This is a genomic window from Gluconacetobacter diazotrophicus PA1 5 (assembly GCF_000021325.1).
Taxonomy (GTDB): Bacteria; Pseudomonadota; Alphaproteobacteria; order Acetobacterales; family Acetobacteraceae; genus Gluconacetobacter; species Gluconacetobacter diazotrophicus.
The window spans coordinates 3,868,653-3,887,492 of record NC_011365.1 but is presented as its reverse complement, the minus strand read 5'-3'; the positions used below and the strand labels follow the sequence as shown (position 1 = coordinate 3,887,492).

At 68.7% G+C, this 18,840-nt stretch carries 17 protein-coding genes and 1 tRNA gene; 7 read left to right on the top strand and 11 right to left on the bottom strand.

From position 1 onward, the window contains the following. Positions 1-429 precede the first annotated feature (429 nt). Together rpsT and mutM are read right to left on the bottom strand one after the other, a co-directional pair. Positions 430-699 carry a 30S ribosomal protein S20 gene (gene rpsT, locus GDIA_RS17890; RefSeq protein ID WP_012225281.1) on the bottom strand — a complete coding sequence of 90 codons (270 nt, stop codon included), beginning with the start codon at positions 697-699 and terminating at the stop codon, positions 430-432. A 126-nt stretch (positions 700-825) separates the two neighbouring features. Further along, positions 826-1,686: a bifunctional DNA-formamidopyrimidine glycosylase/DNA-(apurinic or apyrimidinic site) lyase gene (mutM, locus tag GDIA_RS17885; RefSeq protein ID WP_012225280.1), complete on the bottom strand. Its 861-nt coding sequence runs from the start codon at positions 1,684-1,686 to the stop codon at positions 826-828. Positions 1,687-1,715: 29 nt separating this feature from the next. Here mutM and GDIA_RS17880 point away from each other — a divergent pair, with 29 nt between their 5' ends. Genes GDIA_RS17880 through GDIA_RS17860 form a run of 5 tightly spaced genes read left to right on the top strand, consistent with a single transcriptional unit; the run spans position 1,716 to position 7,385 of the window. Continuing rightward, the gene (locus tag GDIA_RS17880) at positions 1,716-2,513 is read left to right on the top strand and encodes a class I SAM-dependent methyltransferase (protein ID WP_012225279.1); all 798 of its coding nucleotides are present in this window, start codon (positions 1,716-1,718) and stop codon (positions 2,511-2,513) included. Between the two features lie 2 nt (positions 2,514-2,515). Next, complete coding sequence (gene coaBC / locus GDIA_RS17875; protein ID WP_012555012.1) at positions 2,516-3,772, top strand: bifunctional phosphopantothenoylcysteine decarboxylase/phosphopantothenate--cysteine ligase CoaBC; 1,257 nt, start codon at positions 2,516-2,518, stop codon at positions 3,770-3,772. Further along, on the top strand, positions 3,769-4,230 hold the full coding sequence (gene dut / locus GDIA_RS17870) for a dUTP diphosphatase (protein ID WP_012555011.1): 462 nt from the start codon (positions 3,769-3,771) through the stop codon (positions 4,228-4,230). Before coaBC ends, dut begins: the two co-directional genes overlap by 4 nt. 54 nt (positions 4,231-4,284) lie before the next feature. Continuing rightward, complete coding sequence (locus GDIA_RS17865) at positions 4,285-6,012, top strand: ABC transporter permease (RefSeq protein ID WP_012225277.1); 1,728 nt, start codon at positions 4,285-4,287, stop codon at positions 6,010-6,012. Between the two features lie 11 nt (positions 6,013-6,023). Then, the gene (locus tag GDIA_RS17860; protein ID WP_012225276.1) at positions 6,024-7,385 is read left to right on the top strand and encodes an ABC transporter ATP-binding protein; all 1,362 of its coding nucleotides are present in this window, start codon (positions 6,024-6,026) and stop codon (positions 7,383-7,385) included. A 17-nt stretch (positions 7,386-7,402) separates the two neighbouring features. On the opposite strand, the gene msrA is transcribed toward GDIA_RS17860, so the two are convergent. From msrA to GDIA_RS17840, 4 genes are all read right to left on the bottom strand, one after another. After that, positions 7,403-7,963 (bottom strand): peptide-methionine (S)-S-oxide reductase MsrA, encoded by a 561-nt coding sequence (msrA, locus tag GDIA_RS17855; protein WP_012555010.1) that lies wholly within the window; start codon positions 7,961-7,963, stop codon positions 7,403-7,405. A gap of 107 nt (positions 7,964-8,070) precedes the next feature. Continuing rightward, the gene (locus GDIA_RS17850; protein WP_012225274.1) at positions 8,071-10,767 is read right to left on the bottom strand and encodes a valine--tRNA ligase; all 2,697 of its coding nucleotides are present in this window, start codon (positions 10,765-10,767) and stop codon (positions 8,071-8,073) included. Between the two features lie 197 nt (positions 10,768-10,964). Continuing rightward, on the bottom strand, positions 10,965-12,398 hold the full coding sequence (locus GDIA_RS17845) for a TolC family outer membrane protein (protein ID WP_012555009.1): 1,434 nt from the start codon (positions 12,396-12,398) through the stop codon (positions 10,965-10,967). Between the two features lie 81 nt (positions 12,399-12,479). Next, positions 12,480-13,160, bottom strand: a complete 681-nt coding sequence (locus GDIA_RS17840; protein WP_012555008.1) for a protein-L-isoaspartate O-methyltransferase family protein — start codon at positions 13,158-13,160, stop codon at positions 12,480-12,482. A gap of 147 nt (positions 13,161-13,307) precedes the next feature. Here GDIA_RS17840 and GDIA_RS17835 point away from each other — a divergent pair. Then, positions 13,308-13,381, top strand: a tRNA-Cys gene (locus tag GDIA_RS17835). Positions 13,382-13,505: 124 nt separating this feature from the next. Here the strand turns inward: GDIA_RS17835 and glk are convergent. Both glk and GDIA_RS17825 read right to left on the bottom strand, forming a co-directional pair. Next, on the bottom strand, positions 13,506-14,474 hold the full coding sequence (gene glk / locus GDIA_RS17830) for a glucokinase (protein WP_012225271.1): 969 nt from the start codon (positions 14,472-14,474) through the stop codon (positions 13,506-13,508). Between the two features lie 140 nt (positions 14,475-14,614). Then, positions 14,615-15,430 carry an SDR family NAD(P)-dependent oxidoreductase gene (locus GDIA_RS17825; protein WP_012555007.1) on the bottom strand — a complete coding sequence of 272 codons (816 nt, stop codon included), beginning with the start codon at positions 15,428-15,430 and terminating at the stop codon, positions 14,615-14,617. A 90-nt stretch (positions 15,431-15,520) separates the two neighbouring features. On the opposite strand from GDIA_RS17825, the gene GDIA_RS17820 reads away from it, so the two are divergent. Continuing rightward, positions 15,521-16,681, top strand: coding sequence for a GNAT family N-acetyltransferase (locus GDIA_RS17820; protein WP_012555006.1), 1,161 nt, complete (start codon positions 15,521-15,523; stop codon positions 16,679-16,681). Positions 16,682-16,688: 7 nt separating this feature from the next. On the opposite strand, the gene thiL is transcribed toward GDIA_RS17820, so the two are convergent. The 3 genes from thiL to nrdR are packed head-to-tail and all read right to left on the bottom strand — an operon-like array spanning position 16,689 to position 18,808. Further along, complete coding sequence (gene thiL, locus GDIA_RS17815) at positions 16,689-17,663, bottom strand: thiamine-phosphate kinase (RefSeq protein ID WP_012225268.1); 975 nt, start codon at positions 17,661-17,663, stop codon at positions 16,689-16,691. A 16-nt stretch (positions 17,664-17,679) separates the two neighbouring features. Continuing rightward, positions 17,680-18,231: a transcription antitermination factor NusB gene (gene nusB, locus GDIA_RS17810; protein ID WP_012225267.1), complete on the bottom strand. Its 552-nt coding sequence runs from the start codon at positions 18,229-18,231 to the stop codon at positions 17,680-17,682. A 40-nt stretch (positions 18,232-18,271) separates the two neighbouring features. Continuing rightward, positions 18,272-18,808 (bottom strand): transcriptional regulator NrdR, encoded by a 537-nt coding sequence (gene nrdR / locus GDIA_RS17805; protein ID WP_012225266.1) that lies wholly within the window; start codon positions 18,806-18,808, stop codon positions 18,272-18,274. Between the last annotated feature and the right edge of the window lie 32 nt (positions 18,809-18,840).

Genomic DNA, 18,840 nt, shown 5'->3' with positions numbered 1-18,840 from the left:
ACTCCCGGCCCCTCGGGGGCATGTTCGTCCAGTTGCCCGGATCGCCCGCCCCTCTGCTTTCCGCCCCCGCCATACCGACCGTCCCGCGCTGCCCGTACCCCACCGGGTCACCCGACACGATGAACGCAGATTCCCGCATGCCCGACGCCAAAAGTGGCCCGGTCACGAAAACCCACCCATCGTCGCAGTATGAAGAGGGGCAAGAATAGGTCACAGACTCGGCCGAAGCAATGGAAAACTGACCGCTCCGGATCGCGAAAATCGCGTGACCCGCGTTGCGGAATCCTCCTGTCGTTTCGGAGAGCAGCGATCGAAACTTGCCCTATAAAACAAAAGCCGGACCCCACGCCTGAACGCGAGGCCCGACCTTTGATCTATTCTACCCGGTCGCTTTCCGATGGAAAGCAATACCGGATATCTGCCAGGCGATTACGCCGCGACGATCGACTTGATGCGGGCGGACAGGCGGGAAATCTTGCGGGCCACGGTGTTGGCGTGGATGACACCCTTGCCCGACGCACGCTGCATCTCGGGCTGGGCCGCGCGCAGGGCCGCCGTCGCTTCGTCCTTGTTGCCGGACGCGATCGCCGCCTCGACCTTCTTCACGAAGGTGCGCATGCGCGAGACGCGTGCCGTGTTGCGCGCATTGCGGCGCTCGTTCTGACGGATGCGCTTGCGCGCGGAAGCAGTGTTGGCCATCGTTCTCAGTTCAGCAAATCGGGTTACGAGGTCCGCCCCTGATATGCGCGGACATCCAGATCAGGCTGGCGATCTAGTCCATGCCCTTGTCCCCCGTCAAGACAAGTCTTCGCGGAGCATCCATTCTCACGAGACCTTGCCCGGCGGGGGCTGGCACAGGGGGCAGAAGAAGCTGGAGCGTCCGGCCTGTTCCAGCCGCTCCACACCATGGCATGCGGGGGGACCGGGACAATCCGGGCATCCCTGCCCCGCACGGCCGTAGACACGCCACGCGTGCTGGAAATAACCCAGTTCCCCATCCGGCTGGACATAGTCGCGCAGGCTGGACCCGCCCGCTGCGATCGCTTCGCGCAGCACGGCGCGGATCGCCTGGACCAGGCGCGCGTCCTCGGCCGCGTCCAGGGTGCAGGCCAGGCGTGCCGGATGGATGCCGGCGCGGAACAGCGCCTCGGACACATAGATATTGCCCAGGCCCGCCACCACCGTCTGGTCCAGCAGCGCCGCCTTGATGGAGGTCCGCCGCCGGGCCAGTACTTCCTGCAGCCAGTGTTGCGAGAACTGGTTGCCCAGCGGTTCGGGACCGAGTCGGGCCAGCAGCCGATGTGCTCGCTCCTCCGCCGTCGGCATCAGGTCGACCGCGCCGAAGCGCCTGGGGTCGATCAGGCCGCACCGCGTCCCGTCCGTGGTCTCGAAGAAGAAATGCTCGTGCCGGTCGGGCACGGGGGCGTCGCCGGGCAATGACAGCAGGACCCGCCCCGACATGCCCAGGTGCAGCAGCAGGGTATCGCCCGTATCCAGCCGGATCAGGATATATTTCGCCCGTCGGGCGAAACCGGTGATCGTGGCGCCCTCCAGCCGGGCCACCAGGTCCGCGGGAAAGGGGAAACGCAGGTCGGCGCGACGCACCGCGACCCGCGCGATCGTCTTCCCGTCGAGATGCAATCGCATCCCGCGCATCACTGTTTCGACTTCAGGGAGTTCCGGCATGAGCGGATCTGAGGTTATATCCCTGGGACATGACCGACAATCCCACCCCCTCTCCGTTCGCGCCCCATCCCGCCGGCCCCGATGCCACTGGAACGGGGACGACCGATTTCGGCTTCCGCGACGTTCCCGTGGCGGACAAGAAGCCGATGGTCCGCGCCGTGTTCGACAGCGTCGCCTCGCGCTACGACATCATGAACGACGTGATGTCGCTGGGCATCCATCGCGCCTGGAAGAAGATCTTCGTGACCGAGCTGGGCGCGCACCCCGACCTGACGCTGCTGGACCTGGCCGGCGGCACGGGCGACATCTCGTTCGGGTGGCTGCGCGCCGGCGGCGGGCAGGCGATCCTGTCGGACATCAATGCCAGCATGCTGGCCGTGGGGCGCAGCCGGGCACTGGAACGCGGCCTGATCTCCAGCCTGCGATTCGCCGTGATGGATGCCGAGGCGATTCCCCTGCCCGACCGCTCGGTCGACCGGGTGTCGATCGCCTTCGGCCTGCGCAACTGCACCGACAAGGACGCCGTGCTGCGCGAGGCCAGGCGCGTGCTGCGCCCGGGCGGCAAGTTCATGTGCCTGGAATTCTCGCGCGTGCAGGTGGCGGCGCTGTCGCCGATCTATGACGCGTGGTCGTTCAAGGTCCTGCCGCGCATGGGGGCCGCCATCGCCGGCGACCGCGACAGCTACCAGTACCTGGCCGAAAGCATCCGCATGTTCCCCGACCAGGAGACGCTGGCCGGCATGATGCGCGCCGCGGGGCTGGAGCGCGTGTCGGTCCGCAACCTGTCGGGCGGGATCGCCGCCATCCATTCCGGCTGGCGGATCTGAACGTGGCCGCCCCCCAGCCGGCCGCCCCTCACCCCGCCGGGGGGCGCACGGTCCTGCTGATCGTCTGCGGGGGGATCGCGGCGTACAAGACCCTGGAACTGATCCGGCTGCTGACGGCGGGCGGCGTGCGCGTGCGCACCGTCCTGACCCGGGCGGGCGCGCAGTTCGTCACCCCGCTCAGCCTTCAGGCCCTGACCGGGGAACGGGTGTTCAGCGACCTGTTCTCGCTGACCGACGAGAGCGAGATGGGGCATATCGTCCTGTCCCGCTCGGGCGACCTGCTGGTGGTCTGCCCGGCGACGGCGGACATCATGGCCCGCATGGTCACGGGCCAGGCCGACGATTTGGCCAGCACCGTGCTGCTGGCGACCGACAAGCCGGTCATGATCGCGCCCGCGATGAATGTCCGCATGTGGGAACATCCCGCGACCCAGGCCAACCTGGCCACCCTGACCGCGCGCGGCGTCGCGGTCGTCGGGCCCGAAACCGGCCTGATGGCCTGCAACGAGACCGGGCCCGGCCGCCTGGCCGAACCCGCGCGGATCGCCGAGGCGATCTTCGGCCACTTCGCGGCCGGCGTGCGAAGCCCGTCTCTGGCCGGGCGGCACGCGCTTGTCACCGCCGGGCCGACGCACGAGCCGATCGATCCGGTGCGGTACCTGGCCAACCGGTCGTCGGGCCGGCAGGGTTACGAAATCGCGGCGGCGCTGGCGGCGCACGGCGCGCGCGTGACGCTGGTCAGCGGCCCGGTGGATATTCCGCCCCCGCCCGGTGTCGAACTGCGCGCCGTGGAAACCGCGATCCAGATGCAGGATGCCTGCCAGGACGCGCTGCCCTGCGACATCGCCGTCTGCACCGCCGCCGTGGCCGACTGGCGCGTCGCCCAGACCTCCGGTCACAAGATGAAGAAGGCCCCCGGCGCGCCCCCGCCGGTCCTGACCCTGGTGCCCAATCCCGATATCCTGGCGCAGTTGTCGCTGCCCGGCCCCGCGCGGCCGGCCCTGGTGGTGGGATTTGCCGCCGAAACCGACGATGTCGAGCAGCATGCCGGCACCAAGCGGCTGGACAAGGGCTGCGACTGGATCGTCGCCAACGACGTGCGGCCGGAAACCGGCATCATGGGCGGGACGGAAAACGAGATCACCCTCATCACCGCCGATGGCGCCGAACGCTGGCCGCGCCAGGACAAGGAATCCGTGGCCCGGCACCTGGCCCGGCGGATCGCCGCCTTCTTTTCCCCCGACCGGAGTGTTCCATGACCGCGCCCATCGTGTCCGTCGCCGTCCGCCGCCTGCCCCATGCCGCGGACCTGCCGCTGCCCGGCTATGCCACCGCCGGCGCCGCGGGCATGGACCTGCTGGCGGCGGTGACCGAACCCATGGTGGTGGTGGCGGGGGCGCGGGTGCTGGTGCCCACCGGCCTGTGTATCGCCCTGCCCCCGGGCTACGAACTGCAGGTTCGCCCCCGGTCCGGCCTGGCGCTGAAGCACGGGATCACGCTGCCCAATTCGCCCGGCACGATCGACGAGGATTATCGCGGCGAAATCGGCATCATCCTGCTGAATACCGGTGACGCGCCCCTGACCATCGAACGCGGCATGCGCATCGCCCAGGCCGTGCTGGCCCCCGTCGTCCGCGCCGCATGGCAGGAAGTCGAGACGCTGGACGAAACCACGCGATCCTCCGGCGGCTTCGGCAGCACGGGCGTCAGCCCGTAACGCGCGGCTGAGGCCCCCGGGGCGCGACGCCCCGGGACAACAGGAAAGAGGTTCATGACGGCGAGTTCGCTGCCCGCCCCTTCGTCCCGCCCGGCCCGGCCCAATGTGTTCGATCTGGCTGCCCTGCTGTGCATCATGGGGCTGGCGGTCGTGCTGGGCACGGCGGGGCGGCACATGCTGGCCCCGATATCGGCCCCCAACGCCGCCACCATCCACCTCGATCCCGCCTGGCTGCCGGGCTATGCGGTGCGCACCACCCTGCGGATGTTCGCGGCCCTGGGCGCGTCGCTGTTCTTCACCTTCACCTATGCGGTCTGGGCGGCCAAGAGCCCCCGGGCGGGGCTGGTGCTGGTGCCGGTGCTGGACGTGCTGCAATCCGTGCCGATCCTGGGGTTCCTGACCTTTACCGTCGTGTTCTTCATGGGCCTGTTCCCCGGGCGCATCCTGGGGGCGGAACTGGCCGCGATCTTCACCATCTTCACCAGCCAGGCCTGGAACATGGCCTTCAGCATGTACCAGTCCCTGCGGGCCGTCCCCCCCGACCTGGACGAGGTCGCGCGGTGTTTCGGCCTGACGGGATGGCAGAAATTCTGGCGGCTGGAGGTCCCGTTCGCCGTGCCGGGCCTGGTGTGGAACGCCATGATCTCGATGTCCGGCGGATGGTTCATGGTGGTGTATTCCGAGACGATCACGGTCGGGAACACCAATGTCCTGCTGCCCGGAATCGGGTCGTATGTCGGCACCGCCATCGCCCAGCGCGACCTGTGGGCGGTTCTGTATGCCATCGTGGCGATGATGGTGGTGATCCTGGCCTATGACCAGCTCGTCTTCCGGCCGCTGGTCGCGTGGTCGGGGCGCTTCGCCGCCACCGGCATCGAGGGCGCGTCCGCGTCCGACCCCTGGCTGCTGGTGCTGCTGCGCCGCACCGCCCTGCTGCGCCGGATCACGGACGCGATCGGCGACGGGCTGACGGCGATCGGCGGCCTGAAGCTGGGCCGCCGCCCGTCCGATGCGCGCCGCACCCCGCTGGTCCCCGACCGCATCCGCGACGTGGTCTGGGCGGTCGGGCTGGCCATGCTGTCCGGCGGGGCCGCGTGGCAGGTCTGGCTCTATGCGCGCGCGACCATCTCCATGGCGGAATTCCTCCATGTCGTGTCGCTGGGCGGCCTGACGCTGGCGCGGGTGGTGGCGATGGTTCTGCTGGCCTCGCTGATCTGGGTGCCGGCGGGGGTCTGGCTGGGGCTGGACCCGGTGCGGGCGCGGCGGGCCCAGTTCATCGCCCAATTCATGGCCGCCTTTCCGGCCAACCTGTTCTTCCCGATCTTCGTCCTGTTCATCGTCCATTTTCATCTGAGCAGCGATATCTGGCTGACGCCGCTGATGATCCTGGGCACCCAGTGGTATATCCTGTTCAACGTCGTGGCCGGGGCCGCGTCCTATCCCGCCGACCTGCTGGAGGTCGCGCGCAGCCTGCAGGTCGGCGGACGGCTATGGTGGCTGCGGGTCATCCTGCCCGGGATCGTGCCGTTCTACATCACCGGCGCCATCACGGCGTCGGGCGGGGCATGGAATGCGGCGATCGCGGCCGAGGTCGCAAGCTGGGGCGACGATCACCTGTCCGCCCACGGCCTGGGCGCCTACATCGCCCACGCCACCGTTGCCGGCGACACCGCGCATGTCGGGCTGGGCATGACGGTCATGGCGGCGTTCGTCCTGCTGTTCAACCGTGCCGTCTGGCGCCCGCTTGCCGAATATGCCCGCCGCCACTTCACCCTGAGCTGAGACCGCGCCCCATGACCAGCCAACCGGCCCCTGCCTCTGCCCCTGTCTCTGCTCCCGCGCAGGAAGAACTGATCCGCATCGTCGCCTGCCGCCAAGCCTATCACAAGGAAAGCGCCGCCGACCTGGTGGTGCTGGACGATGTGAACCTGACCCTGCGATCGGGCGAGATCGTGGGCCTGCTGGGCCGGTCGGGGTCGGGCAAATCCACCCTGCTGCGCATCATCGCCGGCCTGCTGCCCCCCAGCGCGGGCGATGTCCTATGGAAGGGGCGGCCTGTCCTGGGACCCGTTCCCGGCATCGCGATGGTGTTCCAGTCCTTCGCGCTGTTTCCCTGGCTGACCGTGCAGAAGAATGTCGAGCTGGGGCTGGAGGCCAAGGGCGTCCCGGCGGCGGAGCGCGACCGGCTGGCCGAGGCCGTGATCGACCTGATCGGACTGGGCGGTTACGAAAACGCCTATCCCAAGGAGCTGTCGGGCGGAATGCGCCAGCGCGTCGGACTGGCGCGGGCGCTGGTCGTGCAGCCGGACCTGCTGCTGATGGACGAGCCGTTCTCGGCGCTGGACGTGCTGACGGCGGAAAACCTGCGCACCGACCTGATCGAACTGTGGGCCGAGCACAAGCTGCCGGTCAAATCGCTGCTGCTGGTGACCCATAATATCGAGGAAGCGGTGCTGATGTGCGACCGCATCCTGGTCTTTTCCTCCAATCCCGGCCGGGTCGCGCACGAACTGGCGGTGCCGTTCCCCCACCCTCGCAACCGCGAGGACCCGGCCTTCCGGCATCTGGTCGACCGGATCTATGCCCTGATGACCCGCCGGGCCCCGATCGTGTCCGAAGCCGAGCTGCCCTCGGGCGATGAGATTCCGCCGCCGGCCTCCCCGGTCCAGGTCGCCCTGCCCTCGCTGCCGATGAACGCCATGGTCGGCATGATGGAAACCCTGGCCGCCGAACCGCTGAACGGCCGGGCGGACCTGCCGCTGCTGGCCTCGCGCCTGCAGCTTGAACTGGACGACCTGTTTCCGCTGGGCGAATCGCTGCAGCTTCTGGAATTCGCGGAACTGGAGGACGGCGACATCCTGCTGACGGCCGAAGGCGCGCGCTTCGTGCAGAGCACGCACGACGAACGCCGCCAGATCCTGTGGCACAGCCTGCTGCACAATATCCCGATGGTGCGCACCATCCGCTCGGTCCTCGACGAACGGCCCAACCATCGCGCCAGCGCCGAACGCTTCCGCGACGAACTGGAAGACAGCATGTCCCCCGACTATGCCAGGCAGACCCTGCAGACCCTGATCGGCTGGGCCCGCTACGCCGAACTGTTCGATTTCGACGAGGAAGCGGACCAGTTGTTCCTGGATGACGAGATGGAGTGATCGGCCGATATACTTTCCTACCCCAGCGCCAGCCGGTCCTGGAACGACCGTCGCACCTTCGACACCTTGGGTGAGATCACCGCCGCGCAATATCCCCGTTCGGGATGCTTCGCGAAATAATTGTGGTGATAATCTTCGGCCTCGTAGAACTGCTCCAGGGGCAGGATCTCGGTGACGATCGGGTCGGCCCAGAGTTTCGACGCGGCGATTTCATCGCGGACCGCGCGGGCGGTGGCCGCCTGTTCCGGTGTCGCGGTGAAGATGACCGACCGGTACTGGGTGCCGGAATCCGGCCCCTGCCGATTCAGGGTGGTAGGGTCGTGGATCGTGAAGAAAATCCGCACCAGGTCGGCATAGGACAGGATCGCGGGGTCGAACGTGACGCGCACGATCTCGGCATGGCCGGTCCGCCCGCTGCAGACCTGTTCGTATGTCGGGGCCGCCAGCGTGCCGCCGGCATAGCCCGGCGCCACGTCCGTGATCCCAGCCAGTTCCCGCAGCATCGCCTCGACGCACCAGAAACAGCCTCCGCCCAGATAGGCGACCTCCGTCCGGGGGGCTCGCGTCATGTCATCCATTATCCGCCTTCCTTCCACCCCTCACGCTCCGGGGGCGTTCGTTCCCTGCAAGATGTGACGCCCGCCACCCGATTAAAAGAGAAGGGATGGTGATGGGGGCGCGTGGATCAGGCCAACCGCGCCAGCGCGGCATCCAGACGGGCGCGCTCGTCCTGCTGCTGGGCCAGGCGCTCGCGGTTTTCCTCGACGATCTCGGGCTTGGCGCGGGCGATGAAATCGGCGTTACCGAGCTTGCGCTCGACCTTCGCGATTTCCTCGTCCATCTTGGCGCGCTCCTTTTCCAGCCGCTGCCGCTCCTGCGCCAGGTCGATGATGCCGGCCAGCGGAATGACCAGCGTGGCCTCGTCCACCACAAGCTGCGCCGCGCCCTCGGGCATGTCGCCCGCCAGGACCTCGACCGCCGAGACGCGTGCCATCCGGCCGATCGCTTCCTCCCACCGCGTCGCGCGCGCCACCGTCGCCTCCGCCGCGTCGCGCAGCAGGACGGGGGCCAGGCGCGACGGCGGCACGTTCATTTCGGCCCGCACGGTACGGATGGCGGAAATGAAGCGGATCACCCACTCCATCTCGGCCGCCGCCGCCCCGCCATCCATGGGACGGGCCGGCGTGGGCCACGCCGTCGTCATCAGGCTGCCCTTCTCGCCATAGCCGAACTGCGCCCACAGATCGTCGGTGACGAAGGGCATGACCGGCTGCAGGATGCGCAGGATGATCCCCAGCACATGCGCCGCCACGGCGCGGATTTCGGCCGCCTGCTCCGCATCCCCCCCGGTGAAGACCGGCTTGGCGAATTCCAGGAACCAGTCGCAGAAGCAGTTCCATACGAAGCGGTAGCAGGTGGCCGCGTATTCGTCGAAACGGAAGGCCTCCAGCGCCGCGTCGGCCTCGGCCACCGCGCGGGCGGCCTCGCCCAGGACCCACCGCCCCAGGGGCGAGGACACGGCGTCCGGCCGGAAATCGGCCACCGGTGCGACGCCGTTCATTTCGCAGAACCGCGCGGCGTTCCAGATCTTGGTGACGAAGGAACGGTGTTCCTCGATCCGCTTCTGGCCCAGCTTCACGTCGCGGCCCAGCCCGGTCAGCGCGCAGACGGTAAAGCGCATGGCGTCGGCGCCGTACTGCTCGACCATGTCCAGCGGGTCGATACCGTTGCCCTTGCTCTTGGACATCTTCTGGCCGCGCTCGTCCCGGACCAGGCCGTGGATGAACACGGTGCGGAACGGCACGTCCTTCATGAAATGCAGGCCCATCATCATCATCCGGGCCACCCAGAAGAAGATGATGTCGAAGCCCGTCACCAGCACGTCGGTCGGGTAATAGCGCGCCAGTTCCGCCGTCTGCTCCGGCCAGCCCAGGGTGGAGAACGGCCACAGCGCGGAGGAGAACCAGGTATCCAGCACGTCCTCGTCACGCGTCAGGGCCTCCTCGCGCCCGTAATGGGCCAGGGCCTCGGCGCGCGCCCCGTCCTCGTCCCGCGCCACGAAGACGTGGCCGTCCGGCCCGTACCAGGCCGGGATGCGGTGGCCCCACCACAATTGCCGGCTGATGCACCAGGGCTGGATCTCGCGCATCCAGGCGAAGAAGGTGTTTTCCCATTGCTGGGGCACGAAGCGCACCTGCCCGGTTTCCACGGCTTCGATGGCGGGGCCCGCCAGGGTGGCGGCGTCGCAATACCATTGCGTGGTCAGGCGCGGTTCGACGACCGCGCCGCTGCGTTCGGCATGCGGGACCTGGTTGCGGTGCGGCTCGATCTTCTCCAGCCAGCCCAGGCGCTCCAGTTCCGCGACCACGGCCTTTCGCGCCGCGTCGCGGCCCATGCCTTCCAGCCCGCGCACGAAAGCCGGGTCGGCCAGGCCGTCCTCGGAGCGCAGTTCGTCCGCGATCTCCGCCAGCGTGATGCGCGCGTCCTCGTCCAGCACGCTGGGCATGGCCAGCTTGTGGCAGCGGCCGACCTCGAAATCGTTGAAATCATGCGCGGGCGTGATCTTGACCGCGCCGCTGCCCTTCTCGGGGTCGGAATGCAGGTCCGCCACGATGGGAATGCGCCGCCCCGTCAGCGGCAGGACGACCGAACGGCCGACCAGGTCGGCGTACCGCGAATCCTCGGGGTGAACGGCCACCGCCATGTCGCCCAGCAGGGTTTCCGGCCGCGTCGTGGCCACGGTGATGGTGCGGCCCGCGGCGTCGCCTTCGACCGGATAGCGGATGTACCACAGGCTGCCCTGGACCTCGCGGTTATCGACTTCCAGGTCCGAAATCGCCGAACGGAAGGCCGGGTCCCAGTTCACCAGCCGCCGGTCGCGATAGATCAGGCCCTGCTGGTACAGGGTGACGAAGACCTCGCGCACCGCCTGCGACAGGCCGTCATCCATCGTGAAGCGTTCGCGCGGCCAGTCCAGCGATGCCCCCAGTCGGCGCAGTTGGGTGGTGATGCCGCCGCCGGATTCCGCCTTCCACTGCCACACCCGCTGTTCGAAGGCCTCACGCCCCAGGTCCCGGCGGCTGATGCCTTCCTTCTGCAGGGTGCGTTCCACCACCATCTGCGTCGCGATGCCGGCATGGTCGGTTCCCGGCTGCCACAGCGTGTCACGCCCCTGCATCCGCCGCCAGCGAATCAACGTGTCCTGCAGCGTCATCGTCAGTGCGTGGCCCACATGCAGGGTGCCGGTGACGTTGGGCGGCGGGATCATGATCGTATAGGGCTGGGCGCTGCTGTGCGGATCGGCCGAAAACGCGCCGCTCCGCTCCCATTCGGCATAGAGGGCGGATTCGATCTCGCCGGGCGAGAAAGACTTGTTCAGCATCGCGAAAGCCAGACCTGACAGGGAAAGGGAATCCGCCGCTTATACCCAAATTCCCGCCGAAAGAAACTTTCCCGGGTCGGCGGAGCGGCCGGCGCGTGTTTTCGAGCATCGAAGCGGAGCGACCTTACGGGCCGAGAGCATCGAAGCACAGAAAACGCGCGTCGGATCGCCGGCAGCGGGGCTTTTGAAGCAGCCTGTCAGCGGCCTGGCTGGTCGGTGGCCTGGTCGCCGATGCCCCACGGGCGGTCCTTGACCGCCTTGTAATAGGCGGTCTCGTCATAGCGCGGGACGTCCAGCTTCAGGTCCGCCGCCGTCAGCCGCCCGATAGCGGCCGCCACGCCGTATGACGCGGTGACGAGATTGCTCAGGCTCTGCACCAGCGCGACCTGGGCCTGAAGCAGGGTCTGCTGCTGCTGCAGGACTTCCAGCGTCGTGCTGGTGCCCACGATCGCCTGGCGCTCCACCCCGTCCAGGGCGACGATGTTCGACGCGATGGCGGTGCGGTCGCTCTGGATCGAGGCCGCATAGGCCATCAGTTGCTGCCAGTTGGACGAGGCGAGCTGCAACGCGGCGCGGCGCTGGATGTCGACCGCGCGATGCGCCTGGGCCACCTGCTGGCGCGCCTGGCGGACGGCGGCATATTCCGATCCGCCCTGGTAGAGCGGGAACTGGACGTTCAGCGTCGCGTATTTCTCGTCCTCCAGCGACCGGCCGCTGCTCTGGTTGATGCTGTGGACGTAGCTGGCATCGGCCGTCACCTTGGGCAGGATCGCCGCCATGGCGACGGCGACCCCGTCCTTGTTCGACGCCTCGGAGAACAGGGCGGCGATCACGTTCGGATTGTTCTGCACCGCCTGGGCGATCGCCTCGTTCTGCGACTTCACCGGCAGCACCAGCGGCTGCGGCGGCACCAGGTTGGGGGGCGGCGACATGCCGACCACCTGGGTGTAGGTCGCCTGCGCCGTCTGCAGCGTGCCCTCGGCCTCCTGCCGGGCGGCGCGGGCGCTGGCCAGCGCGGCCTCGGCCTGGGCCACGTCGGTGCGGGTGATCTCGCCCACGCGGAAGCGCTCGGACGTGGCGCGGAGCTGTTCCTGCAGCACCTTCTCGTTATTGATGTTCAACTGCAGCAACTGTTCGTCTTCGATCACGCCGACATAGGCGCTGACGACGCTGCTGAAGACCTGCTGTTCGGTCGCGATCAGCCGGGCGCGTTCCGCCATCACGGCATTGACCGCCTTGTGGGTGCTGGCGGTGGTCTTGCCGCCGGTATAGATCGGCTGGGAAAGCGACACGCCGCCGGTATAGCCCGGCACGTCGAACCGCCTTGAATACCCGGCGTACCCTTCCTGCCGCGCCACCGCGTTGAGGCCGGAGTAATAGGTCATGTTCACGTTGGTGCTGACGGTCGGGCGCCAGCCGGCGAGCGCGGTCGGCACCTGCTCGTCCGTCGCGCGCAGGGCCGCGCGCTCCTGCTGCAGCGTCGGATTGGTCAGGTAGGACGCCGCCAGCGCTTCCTGCAGCGTATGGGGAACGAAGGACGGGGACCCGCTGCCGTCATAGCGCTGGGCCCAGGCCGTGGTGCCGCACAGCAGCGCCGCCAGCCCCGCCCCGATCCCACAGTTCCGCTTCATTCCGCTCCCCCGCGACAATGCCACCTCAGGCCGCATGACGTGTTTCATGCACGCAAACGGTTGCGAACGGGTTTACAGCCTTCAGAACGCAAAGGCAGGCGCGGGCTCCAGTTCCGGCAGCAGCGGCAGGGCGACGTCGAAGACCCGGCGGACCGCCAGCCCCTGCGCGGTGGGCTCGGCGATGCAGGCGGAGGCGACGCCCCCCTGGGGCCAGATGACGCAGACGATGCGCCCGTGCTCGGCCAGTTGTCCCGGCAGGGCATGCGGGACCTCACGCACCGCCCCGTCGATCACGATCAGGTCGAACGGCGCATGCGCGGGGTCGCCCGCCTGCAGCGGGCCGTCCACCCAGGTGACGCCCGGTGCCTCGACCGCGCAGAAGGCCTTGCCGATCGCGCTGAGCGCGGCATCGGATTCCAGGGCCGTGACCTGCAGTTCCAGCCGGGCCAGCAGCGCGGCCAGGTAGCCCGTCCCGGCCCCCACCACCAGGGCGCGCTGCGCGGCCTGCGGGGCCGCGATCTGCACCATCCGCCCGGCAATGCGCGGTTCCGTCAGCACGCGGCCGCGGCCGATCTCCAGGCTCTGGTCGGCATAGGCGAAGGGGCGCAGCGCCTCGGGGACGCAGTCCTCGCGCGGCAGGGCACGCATCGCCGCGATGATTCGCGAATCGTTGATCGCCACCGGGCGGATCTGCGCATCCACCATCCTTTGCCGCGCGGCATCGTAATCGAGGACGGCTTCTCCAAGCGCGGACTGGTTCATGACGCTCCCTTCACAACTTTCCCGACCGCACGGCAAGCGGCACAGGGCCGTTTTATGTCCCTGCGTTCCATCTGCCTAGCATGTCCCGTGCACACAACGGCTTGACCGCGCGGGGCAGAGCGTGGATATAGCCAACGCGCCCGGTCAGGTCCGGTGGCAGAATGGTGATGCAGCGGACTGCAAATCCGCGAATGTGGGTTCGATTCCCGCCCGGACCTCCAAGCAAGCCCGACAGGCGCCCCCTTTCAATGATTCGCGTGGCGCATGGCAGCATTGCCGTGCCGGATTCACGCGCGGCTTCGGCGCCAACGCATTCACTAAAAGGTGAACACGTTGGCGTTTTTATCAGGCGAATCGCTCGGCGAAGGCCGCCGCCGCGCCGAACAGGCCGGGCTGCGGGTGGGTGATCAGCTTGACCGGCATGTCGGCCATCAGCGATTCGAATCGCCCCTTGGCGACGAATCGCTCGGCGAATCCGGACCGGGGCAGATGCTGGGCCAGCCGCAGGCCCAGGCCGCCCGCGATCACCACGCTGTTGCCACCCTGCGACAGCGCCAGGTCACCGGCGACGGCCCCCAGCGCCAGGCAGAATCGCTCCAGCGCCGCCGCGGCCATATGGTCGGCTCCGTCCAGCGCCAGGGTCCATAATTCCTTGTCGTCGCGCGTGCGGACCGGCAGGCCCTCGATTTCGGCGATCGCCTCGTACAGATTGACCAGCCCCGGGCCCGACACGACGCGCTCGGTCGACACGCGGCGATATCGCCGGCGCAGGCGCTGCAGGATCTTGTCCTCCAGCATGTCGAGGGGCGAGAAATCGACATGGCCGCCTTCGGTCTCGCACACCAGATAGCGGCCGTCCCGCCGCACGACATAGGCGGTGCCCAGCCCCGTTCCCGGCCCGACGATGGTCGTCACCCCGCTGGCGGGCAGCGGCCGGTCCGGGCCGCACAGGTGCTGCAGATGGGCCGCGTCCACCTGGGCCACGGCGTGGCCCACCGCGCCGAAATCATTGACCAGCACATGCTGGTCCACATCCAGCTTCGCGGCCAGTTGGGCCGGCTGGATGATCCAGGGATTGTTCGTCAGCTTCAGGATATCGCCCTGCACCGGGCAGGCGACGGCGATGCCCGCCGCACGCGGCAGGGTGCGGCCGACCTGACGGGCGAAGGACTCCCACGCCAGTTGCAGGCTGGCATGCTCCGCGCATTTCAGGGTGGTGGCTTCCCCCAGGTGGGTGACACGGCCGCCCTCGACACCGGCAATGGCGAAACGCGCATGAGTCCCGCCGATATCGACGGCTACGATCTCTCTCATGTCCTGTCAGACTCCCTGGATCTTCCTTGCCCGGCAGGTACCCGGGGCACGTTTTCGTTATCGGCCCGATCGGGTTTCCCGTCCCGACGCCACAACGTCAAGTGCGGAATGGAGATCAAGGGAAATCAGGCCGGCCGGCATTATCCCGCGGCGCGGGGCGCCTGGTCGGCCTTCAGGCGCCGCATGATGGCGTCGCGGATCGGGCGGGGCATGATGATATCGAGGATGCGCAGGCCGGCGAACAGGCGGGGGAAGATCAGGTGCGGGCGTTCTTCCTCCACCGCGCGGGCAATCAGGCGGGCCGCCTGGGGCGCGGTCTGCATGAAGGGCTTCGCGCTGCTGACCCGGCGGCTCATCGGGGTATCGACGAACCCGGGCGAGACCAGCGTCACGCCGACCCCATATTCCGCCAGGCCGTTGCGCAGCGCCTCGGCAAAGCGCGTCAGCCCGGCCTTGGACCCGGAATAGCCCGCCGCGAACGGCAGGGCGTGGAACGCCGCGACCGAGCCCAGCAGCACGATATGCCCCCGCTGTCGCAGAACCATGCGTTCAGCCCCCGCCGTGGCCAGCGCCGCCGGGGTGGCGTAGTTCACCAGCCCCAGTTCCAGCACCGTTTCCGCCCGTTCGGTCCGCTCGGCATGCTGGCGCATGTCGCCCAGCCCGGCCGCCAGGATCAGCAGGTCCACGGGGTGGTCGGTGTCATCCTCGCGAAAGGACGCGATCGCCGCGTGCCCGTCGGCCAGGTCCAGCACCCGGGTCCGCACGGTGGCACCCATGGTGCGGCAATCCCGCGCCACCCGTTCCAGCCGCGCGGCGTCACGCCCCCACAGGACCAGCGTCCGGCCGGACCGGGCATAGAACCGGGCCAGTTCGGCGCCGATGCCGCTGGAGGCCCCCGTTATCAGGACGGTCACGGGATCGAAGCGGATTTCCCCGTTCTGCTGCGCGTTGGCCATCGGGCCCCTTTCTTTTGATGCCGATTCCATGTCATCAGCACGCGGTCGGCCGTCACAGCCGGCCCAGTTCCCCCAGACACCGGACCGGTCATGAACGAAGCGGATCAACTTGTCATTACCCCGGTATCCAGCTTCCGTCAGATGTCCCTCTTCATCCGCCTGCCCCGCCTGCTCTATGCCGGATTGCCGGGTTACGTCCCGCCGCTGGACATGGAGCAGAAGGATCTGCTGCATCCGCGCAAGACCGCGTTCTTCCGCCACGGCCGGGCGCGGTATTTCCTGGCGATGCGCGCGGGAAAGCCCGTCGGCCGCATCTCGGCGCAGGTCGACGACCTCGCTATCGAAACCCTGGGCGAGAATATTGGCTTTTTCGGGGCGCTGGACGCCGTCGACGACGCGTCCGTCGTCTCCGCCCTGCTCGATGCCGCCTGCGCGTGGCTGCGCCGGCAGGGGATGGACACGGCCCGGGGCCCCTTCACCCTGAATGCCAACGGCGAGCTGGGCATGATGATCGAGGGCCACCGGGCACCGCCGATGATCGCCATGCCCTGGCATCCGCACTGGCTGCCGCCCCTGGTCGAAGCCTGCGGCTTCGCCAAGGCGATGGATTTCGTGGCCTACCAGATGGAGACCGGACCGGGCGCCGAGCAGGCGCACCTGGTGCCCTCCGGCCTGCGCCTGGGCGAAGGGCGGCTGGGCAGCATCACCACGCGCGGCATCCGCCGCAGGCAGATCGCCGAGGACGGCGAGATCCTGCGCCGGCTCTATAATGATGCGTGGCGCAACAACTGGGGTTTCGTCCCGCTGACCCAGGACGAGATGACCGGCATGATAAGGCAGATGCGGCCGATCCTGAAGTCGGAGCATTTCGTGCTGATCGAACAGGATGGCGAGCCGGTGGCGGTCGCCCTGGTGGTGCCCAACCTGTACGACATCGCGGGCGACCTGGGCGGCGCGCCCACCCCGCTGGGCTGGGTCAAGCTGGCCGAGCGGCTGGTGCGCCACCGCTTCCATTCCGCGCGGGTCATCCTGCTGGGCGTCAGTTCGAAGCTGGAGGGCACGGCCCTGGGCGCCATCATGCCCGCCCTGGCCATTGCCGAACTGATGCGGCGCGGCCGGTCCCTGCCCTATCGCATGGTCGAGATGGGATGGATCCTGGAGACCAACCTGCCGATGCGCCGGCTGATCGAACGCCTGGCCCCCGAACCCTGCAAGCGCTACCGGGTCTATGACCGGGTGCTGGGCCGCTGATCGTCTTCTACAGGTGACTCCATCCGGTGCGCTCCAGCGCCAGGATTCCCCCTACCCCGTCCAGTACCTGGACGCCGGATAGCGTGGCGTCGAACGCGCCGATCCGCGTGACCGCCACCCCATGCGTCCGGGCGGCTTCCCGCAGGGCGCCCTCGTGCGCCGGGGGCACGGCCAGCAGCAATTCGTAATCATCCCCGCCGGTCAGGCAGGTCGGCAGCCAGCGGGGGCCCGCCTGCCTGGCGGCCGGCGACAGGGGAACGCGGCCGGCGTCGATCCGGGCGCCGACGCCGCTTTCACGGGCCAAGTGGCCCAGATCCTGCACCAGCCCGTCCGAGACATCCATGGCGGCCGACGCGATTCCGCCCAACCCCAGCCCCAGGCGCGGCCGCGGCAGCCGATAGCGGCCGGCCAGGAACCCGTCGGGATCGGCCACTTCCCCGCGCAGGGCGCGCAGGCCCAGCGCCCCGTCGCCGATCGTCCCGGTCACCCATATCCCGTCGCCGTCGCGCGCGCCGTTGCGCCGCAGGGCCCGGCCGGGTGCCCCATGCCCCAGGATGGTCAGCGACAGCACCAATGGCCCCGGCGTGGAAGTGGTATCGCCCCCCAGCAGGCTGAGCCCATAACGCCCCTGATCGTCCGCCAGGCCCCGGGCGAAACCGGCGAACCAGGCCTCGTCCCGTGCCGGCGGCGTGGTCACCGCCAGCAGATAGCCCAGCGGCATCGCGTCCATCGCCGCCAGGTCGGACAGGTTGCAGCGCAGCAGCTTGCGGCCGACCGTGTCGGCCGGGTCGTCGGGCAGGAAATGTACGCCCTCGACCATCGTATCGACCGCGACGACCAGTTCCCGCCCCGCCGGCGCGCGCAGCAGCGCCGCGTCGTCGGTCAGGCCCAGCGCGCCCTCGCCCGCCAGGGCAAGGAAATGGCGGCGGATGAAGCCGAATTCGGGCGGCAGCGGACCGGCGGGGGGAAGAGCGGCGGACATTCCACGATCCGCCGGATCAGGCCTCTTCGGCCTCGTGCGGGTCTTCGGGCAGGACATCCGCCGGGGTGTCGGCCGCGCGCAGGCGCCGGGCCAGCGTATCCAGCACGCCGTTGACCATCTTGGGCTCGTCGCCCGAGAAGAAGCCGTGCGCGATATCCAGGTATTCGTTGATGATCACCCGGGTCGGTACGCCCCCCGTGGCGGCCAGTTCCGCGCCCGCCGCCCGCAGCAGCGCCCGCAGGACGGGGTCCAGCCGGCCGACCGGCCAGGACGGCGGCAGCACCTCGACGATCAGCGCGTCGATCTGTTCGCGCCGGGCCACGGCCGCGCGGGCCACCTGCTCGAACAGCCGGATGTCGGCTTCCGGCACGCGGCCGTCCTCGTATTCCTCGCCCTGGTCCGCGCCGGACGCGGTGCCCAGCCGGTGGCGCAGGAACTGCGCGATCACCGTGTCGGGCGTATCGCCCGCCTGTTCGATCTGGAACAGGGCCTGCACCACCGCGACGCGCGATGCGGTCCGGGACCGGGGCTTCGAATGGGTCCTGTCGTCGTCCGGTATGCCATTCATGCGCCTGTCTCCTGCTGCCGCGATGTCGCCGAAGGCGGCTTCATCGCCTCTTTACGCCGCCAGGTCCAGACTCTGCTGCGATCGCCGCCGCCGCGTCGCCGGGAACGACCGGCACGTCACCGTCCGCCGTGCCGGGAATCGATTGCAGAATCGCGGCGAAATCCTTGGTTTCCCGGAAATCCCAATGCACGCTGGCAAAGCGGATATAGGCCACGATATCGACCTCGCGCAGCGTGCCCATCACCAGCTTGCCGATATCGCGCGACGGGATGTCGGTTTCGCCCGATGCCTCCAGCTGGCGAACCAGCCCGTTGACGATGCGTTCGATCCGTTCCTCATCGACCGGGCGCTTGCGCAACGCGATGCGCACCGATCGGGCCAGCTTGTCGCGCTCGAACGGCACACGCCGGTCGTCGGCCTTGACCACATACAGGTCGCGCAACTGCACGCGCTCGATCGTGGTGAATCGCTGGCTGCACGCCGCGCAGATCCGGCGGCGACGGATCGCGGCCCCATCCTCGTGCGGGCGGCTGTCTTTGACCTGGGTATCCTCGTGACCACAAAAAGGGCATCGCATGCGTGCGGCAATCCTGACCGGCGTTCGTTTGG